The 11,977-nt window shown below is 69.3% G+C and carries 10 protein-coding genes; 4 read left to right on the top strand and 6 right to left on the bottom strand.

All coding sequences use genetic code 11. The annotated features are described in order from the left end of the window. The first annotated feature begins 205 nt into the window (after window positions 1-205). Both ACIA03_RS22785 and ACIA03_RS22780 read left to right on the top strand, forming a co-directional pair. A complete protein-coding gene (locus ACIA03_RS22785; RefSeq protein ID WP_008358330.1) occupies window positions 206-442 on the top strand; it encodes an Lrp/AsnC family transcriptional regulator in 237 nt (78 codons plus the stop codon). 139 nt (window positions 443-581) lie between these two features. Continuing rightward, complete coding sequence (locus ACIA03_RS22780) at window positions 582-1,538, top strand: D-alanine--D-alanine ligase (RefSeq protein ID WP_396986763.1); 957 nt, start codon at window positions 582-584, stop codon at window positions 1,536-1,538. A gap of 103 nt (window positions 1,539-1,641) precedes the next feature. On the opposite strand, the gene ACIA03_RS22775 is transcribed toward ACIA03_RS22780, so the two are convergent. The 3 genes from ACIA03_RS22775 to ACIA03_RS22765 are packed head-to-tail and all read right to left on the bottom strand — an operon-like array spanning window position 1,642 to window position 5,058. Beyond that, window positions 1,642-2,757, bottom strand: coding sequence for a hypothetical protein (locus ACIA03_RS22775; protein WP_396986761.1), 1,116 nt, complete (start codon window positions 2,755-2,757; stop codon window positions 1,642-1,644). Between the two features lie 19 nt (window positions 2,758-2,776). Further along, a complete protein-coding gene (locus tag ACIA03_RS22770; RefSeq protein WP_396986759.1) occupies window positions 2,777-4,297 on the bottom strand; it encodes a Mur ligase family protein in 1,521 nt (506 codons plus the stop codon). Between the two features lie 23 nt (window positions 4,298-4,320). Continuing rightward, window positions 4,321-5,058, bottom strand: a complete 738-nt coding sequence (locus tag ACIA03_RS22765) for an alpha/beta fold hydrolase (RefSeq protein ID WP_396986757.1) — start codon at window positions 5,056-5,058, stop codon at window positions 4,321-4,323. Between the two features lie 156 nt (window positions 5,059-5,214). Between ACIA03_RS22765 and ACIA03_RS22760 the strand changes: the two genes are divergently transcribed. Further along, entirely contained in the window at window positions 5,215-6,282 is a 1,068-nt protein-coding gene (locus tag ACIA03_RS22760; RefSeq protein ID WP_396986755.1) for a trans-sulfuration enzyme family protein, read from the top strand. Here the strand turns inward: ACIA03_RS22760 and ggt are convergent. Continuing rightward, the gene (ggt, locus tag ACIA03_RS22755; protein WP_396986753.1) at window positions 6,279-8,105 is read right to left on the bottom strand and encodes a gamma-glutamyltransferase; all 1,827 of its coding nucleotides are present in this window, start codon (window positions 8,103-8,105) and stop codon (window positions 6,279-6,281) included. The two genes, ACIA03_RS22760 and ggt, sit on opposite strands and share 4 nt — an antisense overlap. A gap of 173 nt (window positions 8,106-8,278) precedes the next feature. Here ggt and ACIA03_RS22750 point away from each other — a divergent pair, with 173 nt between their 5' ends. Further along, window positions 8,279-9,913: a glycosyl hydrolase family 18 protein gene (locus ACIA03_RS22750; RefSeq protein ID WP_396986751.1), complete on the top strand. Its 1,635-nt coding sequence runs from the start codon at window positions 8,279-8,281 to the stop codon at window positions 9,911-9,913. Window positions 9,914-10,013: 100 nt separating this feature from the next. On the opposite strand, the gene ACIA03_RS22745 is transcribed toward ACIA03_RS22750, so the two are convergent. Beyond that, complete coding sequence (locus ACIA03_RS22745) at window positions 10,014-11,048, bottom strand: NAD(P)H-dependent glycerol-3-phosphate dehydrogenase (protein ID WP_396986749.1); 1,035 nt, start codon at window positions 11,046-11,048, stop codon at window positions 10,014-10,016. 141 nt (window positions 11,049-11,189) lie between these two features. Beyond that, window positions 11,190-11,948 (bottom strand): lysophospholipid acyltransferase family protein, encoded by a 759-nt coding sequence (locus ACIA03_RS22740; RefSeq protein ID WP_396986747.1) that lies wholly within the window; start codon window positions 11,946-11,948, stop codon window positions 11,190-11,192. Window positions 11,949-11,977: the final 29 nt, after the last annotated feature.

Raw genomic sequence — 11,977 nt, 5'->3', positions numbered from 1 at the left:
CGGAGATACCGGGACACGCATCACCGTGTCTCCGCGCTTCGCGCGGTCACTCCCTCGTTCGGCGCGAACAGACGAGCAAGCTCGCCGTTCGACCTCACTCCGGTCGTCTTATCCCCAGGGTCGGTGTAGGTCGAGCGACAGATAACGCGATAGGTTACATGCCTGACGTTGTGCCAAGGAAGGCACGGAGAACAGGAGCAGCACCATGGTCGTACAGGCGTACATCCTCATCCAGACCGACGTCGGCAAGGCCGCAGAGGTCGCCACCGAGATCGGCAAGATCCAGGGCGTGACCCTGGCTGAGGACGTCACCGGTCCGTACGACGTGATCGTCCGTGCCGAGGCCCGCAATGTCGACGAGCTCGGCAAGATGGTCGTGGCCCGCGTCCAGAGCCTCGAAGGCATCACCCGAACCCTGACCTGCCCGGTCGTCCACATCTGAGACTCCGAGCCTTGTCCGGAGCTTGCTCCGGACAAACGCGAGGAGGTCGAGCGAGCGCGCGGCTGAGCTTGCGAAGCCGCGACTGCGGGTCGAGACCCGCATTTCCAGTAACTCTTCCACCGTCTGTTAGAACGAACCCATGAGCACACCTCCTCTTTCCGGACCCGTCGCCGTCATCGCCGGCGGGCTGAGCCACGAGCGCGACGTGTCGCTGGCCTCGGGCCGCAACCTCGTGCGCGAGCTGTCGGCGCTGGGAGTGGAAGTGGCGGCGTACGACTTCGACCGGGCGCTGCTGCACAACCTCGAACGCGACAAGGCGGTCGTGGCGCTGCCGGCTCTGCACGGCCAGTTCGGTGAGGACGGCGAGATCCAGACGCTCCTGGAGCTGATCGGGATCCCGTACGTCGGCACCGTCTCCACCTCCTGCCGGGTCGCGTTCGACAAGACGGCTGCCCGTGAGCTCCTGCGCCGCGGGGGCATCCCGGTGCCCGACTCGGTCTCGCTGTCGTCCACGACGTTCCGCGACGTCGGGGCGCCGGTGCTGATGGAGCACGTCATCTCGCGGTTGGGTGAGCGGGTCGTGGTCAAGCCCTCGCGCGGCGGCTCGGCGCTCGGCGTCACCGGCGTCGACGGCCTCTCCGCCCTCCCCGCCGCCCTGGTCAAGACCTACGCCTACTGCGACGAGGCGCTCATCGAGCGCTTCTACGCCGGCATCGACGTCTCCGTGGTGGTCCACGAGACCGACGAGGGCGTCAAGCCGCTGACGCCGATCGCCATCGACTTCAGCAAGGGCCACGAGTTCGACTTCGCGGCACGCTACACCGCCGAGTTCGTCGGCTTCGGCCGCCCCGACCTCCCCGACGCACTGCTCACCGAGCTCGGCGAGACCGCCGTCCGCGCCCACGAGCTGCTCGGCATGCGCGACATCTCCCGCACCGACTTCATGGTCACCCCCGACGGCAGCTTCGTCGTCCTCGAGGTCGCCATCACCCCCGGCGCCACCGAGACCAGCGTCTTCCCCTTCGCCGCCAAGTACGACGGCACCTCGATGGGCGAGGTCACTCTCGCCCTCCTCAAGCGTGCCCTGTCCCGCTGACCCCCTGCCGAGTCGGCTCATCCTGACGTAAAACCACGCCGGGTCGGCGCGTTGGAACGCGCCGACCCGGCGTGAATCTTTGGCAGCTCGCGCCGACTCGGCCTCAGCTCAGGCCGGTGAGCTTGCCGGCGATGCCGCCGGCGGCCTTGAGGGCGACGCCCTCCTCGAAGTTCCGGGTGACCTGAGGGACGTGCTTCTCGGCCTCGGCGATGGCGCTGGTGAGCACCTCGGAGGCCGGGGTGTCGGGCCACAGGTAGAGCGAGAGGGCACCGGGGATCGAGTTGACCTCGTTGATGAAGACCTCGCCCTTGCCGTCGGAGAGGAAGTCGATGCGGAGGATGCCGGTCAGGCCGGTCAGCTCCACGACGCGTACGGCCAGGTCCTTGATCTGCTTGGTGATCGACTCCTCGACCTGAGCGGGGAACTCGCGCGGGGAGGAGGAGAGACCGTCGGTGTGGACGTACTTGGCGGAGTAGTCGTACATCTTCGCCTCGTCCGAGCGCAGCGGGCGCTCGACGTCGCTCACCGCGATCTCGGGCGCGGTGCGCACCGAGGCGTTGAGGTCGAAGAGGTCAGGACGGTACGGCTCGACGACCGCGCCGGCACGCAGGTGCGGCGAGGTGTTGAGGAGCGCGAGGCCGGTCTCGTAGTCGTCGACGACCTCGATGCCGATCGAGGAGCCACCGAAGCGCGGCTTGACGATGTAGGGGCCCTCGAACGACGGGGCGGCGTAGCGCGAGAGCAGCTCACGCTGGAGCGAGGGCAGGCCGGCGTTGAGCATGACCGCGCCGAAGGCGAGCTTGTCCATGCCGAGGGCGGCCGAGGCCGGGGTGGCGCCCGTCGCCTTCAGCCCGGCGAGCTCGAAGAGCCACTGGATGCCGCCGGCCTCGCCCGCGCCACCGTGGAAGGCGGAGAGGATCGGGCCGGTCTCCAGGCGCTTGCCGCCGCCGAAGCCGCCGACGGTGTAGAAGCCGTCGCCCTTCTCGGTGCCGAGACGGAACTCCACGGCCTTCGAGCCCTTCGGCTCGCCGCCGAGGAAGTCACGCGCCTCCTGCTTGGCGGGCACCAGGAACCACTTGTCCGAGCGCGCCCAGTAGAGGCACGTCACCTCGACGCCCGCACCGGAGAGGACCCGCTCGGCCTGCAGGCCGGTGAGGATGCTGATGTCGTGCTCGGCGCTGGGACCGCCGAAGACGATGGTGGCCTTGGTTACGCTCATGGTGAAAGCTCCTGGGGTCCTACGCGTAGTGGTCGGGGAGGTCGTTCTCGTACAGCACCACGTCGCCCTCCTTGGCCGCGGTCAACGCATGATCCGCTGCCGCCTTACGGCTCTCGAACGCAATGGTTCGCGCAGGCTCCCCCGCCCGCAGCGCTTTTCGGTTGGTGCGACCGACGATGCACAGGCGCATCTTGTCGGAGGCCGTGGCAGCCTGCGCGAACTCCACGTTGCGCGCGGCCTGCTCGGTGCCCAGCTCGACCATACCGGGCGTGATCGTCCACACCGTGCCCGACTCCCCTGCCAGGCGCTTGGCCTTCGCGAGCGCGGCGGCGGCGCCGGTCGGGTTGGAGTTGAAGGTGTCGTCGACGACCCAGACGCCGCCGGGCGTCTTGTTGGCCTCGGCGCGGTGGGGCGTGCCGGGGATCGAGGCCAGCCGCTGGGTGATCGTCTCGATCGGGACCTCGACCGCGAGCGCGAGGCCGACTGCGATCGCCACGTTGATCGGGTGACCGACCTCGTCGGGAAGCTCGACGGCGTACGTCTCATTGTTGATCGTGATTGTCGAAGCGGAGCCCGAGACGGTCGGATCTGTGCCGTCGGCCACGATGACCTCGGCGGCGGTGCCGGGGATCGCGGAGCAGGCGATGACCCGCTTGCTGGCCCGGAGGTTCTCGGCGATGAGGGCGAGCTCTGGGACGTCGATGTTGAGCACGACGGTCGAGGCCTTCGGGAGGATCTCCGACTTGGCCTTCACGATCGTCTCGCGCGACTTCATTCGCTCCAGGTGGGCCTCACCGATGGTGGTGATCGCGGCGACCTCGGGCGGGAAGATCTCGGTCAGCTCGGCGATCTCGCCGGGACCGTAGGTGCCCATCTCGGCCACGAAGATGTCGGTGCCGGGCTGGAGGCGGTCGTTGACCGCGCGGGAGAGGCCCATCGCGTTGTTGAAGCTCGCCGGACTCGCGAGCGTGGACCAGCGCCCCTGCATCAGGTGGGTGGCGTAGTTCTTCGTCGAGGTCTTGCCGTAGGAGCCGGTGATCGCAACGATGCGCGGGTCGACCTTGCGGATCGTGGCGGCGGCCTGCACCTGCCACTTCTTCGCCATCGCCTTCTCGATCGGCCACATGATCGCCAGCGCCGCCTCGGCGAGCGGGACCGCGAGGATCGGGAGCAGGCCGGCGGCGACCGGCGCCACGAGCGCGATCACGACGGTGACGACAGCGTGCAGCACGAAGAGCACACCGGCCAGGCGCTTGACGCGGTCGGTCCACACCAGCCGCTTCGCGCCGGTGAACGACATGCCCACGGGCCAGCCGAGGAACAGCAGCGCCCCCACGATCGCGCCGTAGGGCAGCACGAACGAGGCCAGGCAGACCACGACGACCGCGCCGAGCAGGATCGCCTCGACCGGGCGTGCCTTGATCCAGATCCACTCGATCGCGAACAGCCGCGTCGGCTCGTAGTGCTCACGCTGAGCGACCCGCAGCCATCGGTAGTAGGAGACCAGGGTCAGCGCGGAGGTGACCAGGACGATCCACATGCTTCTTCTTCAGCCCCTCAGATTCAGTTCGTACGAAGTTCGTCGATGGCGCCTCGAAGGCTCTTGACCAGCCCGGCGTCGAGCAGGTGTGCGGAGCCCGGGACGATCTCCAGGGTCGCGTTGTCCCCCAGGATCTCCATCGCCTCACCGGGCATCCAGACCGGGGCGGCGGTGTCGTTCTCGCCCCAGATCAGGCGGACCGGGAGGTCCTTCGGGATGGCCGCCAGCTGGTCGCCGTAGGACTCGTTGACGACCTTCACGAAGATGTCGCGGACGATGCCCTTGGCGTTGCGGTAGTCGGTCGAGCCGTACTTCTCGCGCAGCGCCTCCATCCGGGCCTCCGGGATCAGCCCCTTGCCGTGGAGCCAGCGGCCGATCCGGTAGGCGAGCTTGGGCTTCCCGCCGGTCTTCGGACGGAACAGCGGCACCCCGGTGAGGACGACGCCGCGGACGAGCTCCGGACGGGTCGCGGCGAGCTGGATGGCCACCCGGCCGCCGAAGCTGTGACCGACGAGCACGGGGCGATCGAGGGTCTCGAGGATCTGGGCCAGCCATTCGGCGTAGTTCTCGGACCCCCAGACCTCCTCCGGAGCCGGCGTGGCGCCGAATCCGGGCTGGTCGAGCGCGAGCGCGTCCAGACCCTGGAGCGTCGAGCCCCAGTCGCTGCGGTTGCGCGCCCAGCCGTGCAGGGCCACGACGGTGGCAGCGTCCTTGCCGTGCTTCTCACCGAAGGCACGTCCATCCAGCAGGGTCGTCAACACGGCCGCAACCTTATCCGGGACCATGCCCTGACCCGTAACCGCGCAGCCGCCTCAGCCACGTGTAACACGCCGTTCGTAGTACTACTCGCCCTATCAGAACGACCGGATAGTGCTACGAACGACGTGTTACACGGGTCGCTGACTAGGCTCAGCCGCATGGATCACAAGCCCGCCACGATCGCCGTCCACGCCGGGCGGCCGGCCCACGAGCCCGACCAGCCGCTCAACGTACCGATCACGATGGCCTCGACCTATGTGGCCGGCGGGGACAAGGAGTACGGGCGCTACACGAACGACGCGTGGGTGGCGTTCGAGGAGGCCCTCGGGAGGCTCGAGGGCGGGCGGGCGCTGTCGTTCGCGTCGGGGCTCGCGGCGATCGCGACGCTGCTCGACCTGGTCAACGACTCGGTGGTCGTGGCGACCGAGCAGAGCTATCTGGGGACGATCGGTCAGCTGGCCGATCTCGAGGGGCGCGGCCGGCTGACCGCGCGCCTCGCGGACTTCTCCGACACCGCCGCGGTCGTGAAGCTGCTGAAGAAGCTCGACGGTGAGGTCGCGCTGGTGTGGATCGAGACCCCGACCAACCCGGGGATGCAGCTCGCCGATCTCCCGGCGGTCATCGCCGCCGCCCACGAGGCCGGCGCGCGGGTCGTGGTCGACAACACCTTCGCCACTCCCCTGCTCCAGCAGCCGCTCGCGCTCGGTGCGGACATCGTCGTCCACTCGGCCACCAAGTTCATCGCGGGCCACTCCGATGTCGTCATGGGCGCGGTCGTGGTCTCCGACGACACGCTGTGGGACGTACTCAAGGCCCGTCGCGACCTGCTCGGTGCGATCCCCGGCCCGTTCGAGGCGTGGCTGGCGCTTCGCGGGCTCCGTACGCTGCACCTGCGCGTCGAGCGCTCCGCAGCCAACGCGGCCATCCTCGCCGAGCGTCTGGCCGCCCACCCGGCGGTCGCTGAGGTCCGCTATCCGGGGTTCGGCGGCATGCTCGCGGCCGTCCTGCCGACCGCGGAGCAGGCCGACGTCCTGACCCACTCCACAGATCTGTGGGTCCACGCGACCTCGCTCGGCGGCGTCGAGTCCACCTTCGAGCGCCGGCGCCGTTGGAAGACCGAGTCGGCTACGGTGCCCGACGGGCTGGTGCGGATGTCGGTCGGGATCGAGGACGTCGACGACCTCTGGGACGACCTGCGGCAGGCCCTGGACCGCATCGGGGGCTAGTCGGTCGGTACCACCGGGCTCACCACCAGCGCGGAGCCGCCGCCGCGGCGCCACGGCTCCGCCGTCGAGGTCAGCAGCCCGTCCGGGCCGATCTCGATCGCGGTCGCCGCGCCGAGCTCGGCGGTCGAGGCGAAGCGGTGCCCGAGCGACGTCAGCGGCCCGCCGTACGCCTCGATGAACGCCGGCTCGGCGCCGGTGTTCACGGCATTTCGTTGGGAGACCCGGGGCGCCGCCATCGCCTCGGGCAGGGTCCGGTCGCGCGCGAGCCGCTCGACGAGGATCTGGAGCACCGTGGTGATGATCGTCGAGCCGCCGGGTGAGCCGACCGCCAGCACCGGGCGGCCGTCGGAGAGGACGATCGTTGGGGACATCGAGCTGCGCGGACGCTTGTTGGGCTCGATCCGGTTGGGGTCGTCGGGCCGGTAGATCGTCGAGAAGTCGGTCAGCTCGTTGTTGAGGAGGAAGCCGCGGCCGGGCACGGTGATCCCGGATCCTCCGGTCTGCTCGATGGTCAGGGTGTATTCGACGACGTCGCCCCAGCGGTCGACCACGGTCAGGTTGGTGGTCTCCAGGTTCTCGGTGTCCTTGGCGGTCTCACCGGTGCCGGCCGGAGCGTCGCAGACGCCGTCGTAGTCGTACGCGTCCCCGGCCACCACCGGCTTCGGCCGGGCCGCCGCCGGGTCGATCCCGCAGGCCCGCTCGGCGGCGAAGGTGTCGTCGAGGAGGGCGTCGACGGGCACGTCGACATGGTCGGGGTCACCCAGGTAGGCACCCCGGTCGGCGAAGGCGATCGCGCTCGACTCGATCAGGTGATGGTAGGCCTCGGTGTCGCTCATCCCGGCCAGGTCGTAGCGTTCCAGGATGTTGAGCGCCTCGCCCACCGAGGTGCCGCCGGAGGACGGCGGCGCCATCCCGTAGACGTCCAGGTCCTGGTAGGTCGAGTGGGTCGGTTCGCGATCGGGGGCGGTGTAGGCGGCGAGGTCCTCGGTGGTCACCCAGCCCGGCGGAACCGGCAGATCCGTCTCGTCGGTCTTCGGCGGCTCGGCCACCGTCGCGGCGACCTCCTCGGCCAGCCGGCCGCGGTAGAAGGCCCTCACGCCCTTGCGTCCAAGCAGGTCGTAGGTCGAGGCGAGGTCGGGGTTGCGGAACCGGCTGCCGACCTCGGGCGCGGATCCTCCGGGAAGAAATAGTTCCGCAGTGGAATCGATCGCTGCGAAACGTTCCGCGTTGTCGACGGTCTGCTGCCGGAAGGTCTCGTCGACGACGAATCCCTGCCGGGCCAGCCTCGCGGCCGGTTCGAGCGACTGGGCGAGCGAGCGCGTCCCCCACTTCCGCAGCGCCTTGTCCCAGGTCAGCGGGGTGCCGGGCACGCCGACCGACGCGCCGCTGGTGACCATGTCGGGGAAGAACGGATACTCCTTCCCGGTCTCCGGATCGATGAACGCGTCGTGCGGCATCGCAGCTGGCGCCTTCTCCCGTCCGTCGATCGTCTCGACCTCGCCGGTGCGCGCGGAGTAGTGCACGAAGAAGCCGCCACCGCCGATCCCGGCCGAGTAGGGCTCGGTGACGCCGAGGGCGGCAGCCGTCGCGACCGCCGCGTCGACCGCGTTGCCGCCCTTGCGCAGCACCTCGAGCCCGATCCGGCTCGCATCGGCGTCGACACTGGCCACCGCACCTCCGTAGCCCACCGCGGTAGGCACCTTCGGTGGCGGCGCGAGCCTGTCCTCCGGGGCGGCGGCCGCCCCGGCGTACGGGACCAGAGTGGCCAGCGCGAGCGCGCCTCCGGTCAACGTGGCAACGACTGCAGAGCGGCGTCCGAGCATGGCGATCTCCCAGAATTGGCGGCCCGTCGAACGTACTACTTCCGCGCCCACCTCGAATTACGTTCTGAAATTCCTTAATTAGTAAGGGTTGCTTACAAATACGAGGACTGCCACCATCGAGAGGCGATCGGGCGCTTGGTGCCCGAGCAAGCCATCACCTCGGAGGTGTCACCATGCATGTCGCCTTGCCCCCACGAAGATCACGCCGGATAGCCGGCCTTCTCATCGGCGCGCTCGCCGGAGCACTCGCCCTCACCGGCACCCTCGTCCTCACCAGCACCCCGTCCAGCGCATCGCTGACGACGGCCGCCGCGGAGTCGACCGCGATCAACGGCTACCGCAACGTCGGCTACTTCGTGCAGTGGGGCGTCTACGGCCGTGCCTTCAAGCTCAAGCAGCTGGAGACGTCCGGGGTCGCCGACGACCTCACCCACCTCAACTACGCCTTCGGCAACATCCACCACCAGACGCTGACCTGCTTCGAAGCCAACAAGGCCCAGGGCGAGGGGCCCAACGGCTCCGACGGCGCCGGTGACGCCTACGCCGACTACGGGATGTCGTACGCAGCCGACGCATCCGTCTCCGGCACGGCCGACACCTGGGACCAGCCCCTGGCCGGCTCCTTCAACCAGCTCAAGCAGCTCAAGGCCAAGCACCCCGGCCTGAAGGTGCTCCTGTCGATCGGGGGCTGGACCTGGTCGAAGAACTTCTCCCTGGCCGCGGCGACCCCGGAGTCGCGCCGTACGTTCGTCTCCTCCTGCATCGACCTCTACATCAAGGGCAATCTGCCGGTCATCGACGGTCGCGGTGGCCCGGGTGCCGCGGCGGGTGTCTTCGACGGCTTCGACATCGACTGGGAGTGGCCGGGCTCGCCCAACGGCAACACCGGCAACCACGTCGACCCGGCCAACGACCGCGCCAACTTCAAGGCGCTCCTGGCCGAGTTCCGCTCCCAGCTGGACGCCCTCGGCTCGACCACCGGCAAGGACTACCAGCTCTCCGCGTTCCTCCCTGCCAACCCGCAGGACATCGAGGCCGGCGGCTGGAACGACCCGGCGATCTTCAACTCGCTCGACTTCGGCAACATCCAGGGCTATGACCTGTGGGGCGCCTGGGACCCGACGCTGACCGGCCACCAGGGCAACCTCTACGCCGACCCCGCCGACCCGCGCCCCGACGGCAAGCGGTTCAGCGTGGACGAGTCGGTCCGGAAGTACCTCGACGCCGGCGTCTCACCGGCCCAGCTCGGCCTCGGCATGGCGGCGTACGGCCGCGGCTGGCAGGGCGCCACCTCCGCCGATCCGTGGGGGCCGGCGACCGCCGCGGCACCTGGGACGTACGAAGCGGGCAACGAGGACTACGACAAGCTCAAGACCCGCGGCACCGACCACTACGACGCCGCGACCGGTGCCGCCTGGCGCTACGACGGCAACCAGTGGTGGAGCTACGACAACACCCGGACGATCTCCCAGAAGGCTTCCTACGCCATCGCCAAGCGTCTCGGCGGCGGCATGTGGTGGGAGCTGTCCGGCGACCGTCAGGGTGAGCTGATCGGCACCTTCGCCGACGCCATGCGCAACGGCACCGGTGGCCCGGTCGAGGAGCCGGACCCCACCGCCTCGCCCACCCCCACGCCCACGCCCACCGATCCGCCTGCGGGCGCGGCGGCCTGGTCGGCCACCGCGGTGTACGTCGCCGGCGACCGCGTCACGTACGGCGGTCACCTGTGGGAGGCCAAGTGGTGGACCCAGGGCAACACTCCGGGCACCGAGGAGTGGGGTCCGTGGAAGGACCTCGGCACCACCTGAGCCGCTGATCCTCCATCAAGGTATGCAGAGAAAGGCCCGCTTCCCGCGCGGAGTTCCGCACGGGAAGCGGGCCTTCGGCTGCATACCGTGACGGAGGGACCTACTCGGTCTCCGCCTTCGTCGGCCGCTCGAGCATCTCGTCCATGATCTCGCTGACGGTCTTGGCGCCGGAGACGACGTCGTCGACGTACTGCGCCAACGGCACGTCCACTCCCACCTTCGCCGCCAGCTCGCGCAGCGAGTGGGACGACTTGGCGCCCTCGGCGACCTGGTGGCTGGAGGCGAGGATGTCGGCGGTGGTCATGCCCTTGCCGAGCTTCTCCCCGAACGTACGGTTGCGGGACAGCGGCGAGGAGCAGGTCGCGGCCAGGTCGCCCAGACCGGCAAGACCCATCAGCGTCATCGGGTTGGCACCCAGCTTCATCGCCAGCCGCGCGGTCTCGGCGAGGCCACGGGTGATCAGCGAGGCCTGGGTGTTGTCGCCGAACCCCATCCCGGCGGCCATCCCGGTGGAGATGGCGACCACGTTCTTGTAGGCCCCACCGATCTCGCAGCCGACGACGTCGGTCGAGGTGTAGGGGCGGAACGCGGGCGAGTGCACGCGCGCCTGGATCGCCTTGGCGACCTCCTCGTCGGCGCACGCCACCACACCGGCGGCAGGCTCGCGACGGATGATCTCCTTGGACAGGTTGGGGCCGCTGACCACGGCGATCCGCTCCGGCCCCGCCCCGGTGACGTGGGCGATGACCTCGCTCATCCGCTCCAGGGTGCCGAGCTCGACGCCCTTCATCAGCGAGACCAGCGGCACGTCCTTGGGCAGGAACGGCGCCCAGTCGGTGAGGTTGGCGCGCAACGTCTGCGACGGCGCCGCCAGGACGACCAGGTCGGCTCCGTACGCCGCCTTCTCGATGTCGTGGGTAGCACTGATGTTGTGCGGCAGCTCGGTGCCCGGGTGGTAGTCGGGGTTCTCGTGGGTGTCGTTGATCGCCGCCGCGACCTCCGCACGCCGCGCCCACATGGTCACGTCGTTGCCCGCGTCAGCGAGGATGACCGAGAACGCGGTGCCCCATGACCCCGCGCCGAAGACCGCAACCTTGCCCGATGCTCCGCTCACGCCCCCACCTCCGTGACGCATGCGCCAGAATACGGACGCGGCGGCGTGTTGCCCCAATGGTTCGCTCGCTGACGCTCGCTCACGCCGTCACCTCCGTAGCGCAAGCGCCAGAATACGGACGCGGCGGCGTGTTGCCCCAATGGTTCGCTCGCTGACGCTCGCTCACTTGGTGTTCCTCTTCTTGTCGGGGTTCCCGGTCGCCTTCACACCGGCCTTCTTCGGGTCGAAGAGCTCGCTGGGCGGCTCCTCCTGCCGGATGTCGGCCACCAGGCCGACGATCGCCTTCATGATCCGGTCGGTCGCCTCGTTGACGACCGCCGACGTGTGCTCCTTGACCTCGAGATCCTTCAGGTCGACCGGGTCACCGATCTTCATCTGGATCATCTTGCGACCGATCAGGTGCGGCTTGAGAGAGTACGCCGGAAGCAGCTCCTGGGCTCCCCATTGTCCCACCGGGTAGACCGGGGCACCGGTCGCGAGCGCGATCCGGGCCGCACCGGACTTGCCGCGCATCGGCCAGCCGGTCGGGTCCTTGGTGATGGACCCCTCGACGTAGACGACCACGATGCTGCCCTCGTTGACGGCCTTGACGGCCTCGTCGAACGCCGAGGCGCCGGCCGTCCGGTCCACCGGGATCTGCCCGGCGGCACGCAGGTACTTACCCAGCGCACCCTTGAACAGCCCGGCCTTCGCCAGGTAGCTCGGTCGCCTGCCGTAGTCCCACACGATGTGCGCGGCGGTGAACGGGTCGATCTCGGAGACATGGTTGAGCGCGATCACCGCTCCCCCGCTCTCCGGGATCTTCTCGCCGCCGTCCCACTGGTGCCTGGTGGTGGCGAGAAGGACGGGCTTGACGATGCCGACGGCCACGACCCACGGCCAGCCGAGCTTGCCCTCCTGGAACTTTCGGTACTTACCCACGCAGGGCAGGCTACCGGGCCGTCACCTCG

This window comes from Nocardioides sp. NPDC051685 (assembly GCF_044453405.1).
GTDB lineage: Bacteria > Actinomycetota > Actinomycetes > Propionibacteriales > Nocardioidaceae > Nocardioides.
Note: the sequence above shows the minus strand (reverse complement) of the source record. Positions and strands in the feature narration are given on the sequence as shown.

What these genes read in the sequence shown, in the direction of transcription:
- ACIA03_RS22785 (WP_008358330.1), top strand. Translation starts at nt 206, where the DNA reads ATGGTCGTACAGGCGTACATCCTCATCCAGACCGACGTCGGCAAGGCC.
- ACIA03_RS22780 (WP_396986763.1), top strand. Translation starts at nt 582, where the DNA reads ATGAGCACACCTCCTCTTTCCGGACCCGTCGCCGTCATCGCCGGCGGG.
- ACIA03_RS22775 (WP_396986761.1), bottom strand. Translation starts at nt 2,757, where the DNA reads ATGAGCGTAACCAAGGCCACCATCGTCTTCGGCGGTCCCAGCGCCGAG.
- ACIA03_RS22770 (WP_396986759.1), bottom strand. Translation starts at nt 4,297, where the DNA reads ATGTGGATCGTCCTGGTCACCTCCGCGCTGACCCTGGTCTCCTACTAC.
- ACIA03_RS22760 (WP_396986755.1), top strand. Translation starts at nt 5,215, where the DNA reads ATGGATCACAAGCCCGCCACGATCGCCGTCCACGCCGGGCGGCCGGCC.
- ggt (WP_396986753.1), bottom strand. Translation starts at nt 8,105, where the DNA reads ATGCTCGGACGCCGCTCTGCAGTCGTTGCCACGTTGACCGGAGGCGCG.
- ACIA03_RS22750 (WP_396986751.1), top strand. Translation starts at nt 8,279, where the DNA reads ATGCATGTCGCCTTGCCCCCACGAAGATCACGCCGGATAGCCGGCCTT.
- ACIA03_RS22745 (WP_396986749.1), bottom strand. Translation starts at nt 11,048, where the DNA reads ATGCGTCACGGAGGTGGGGGCGTGAGCGGAGCATCGGGCAAGGTTGCG.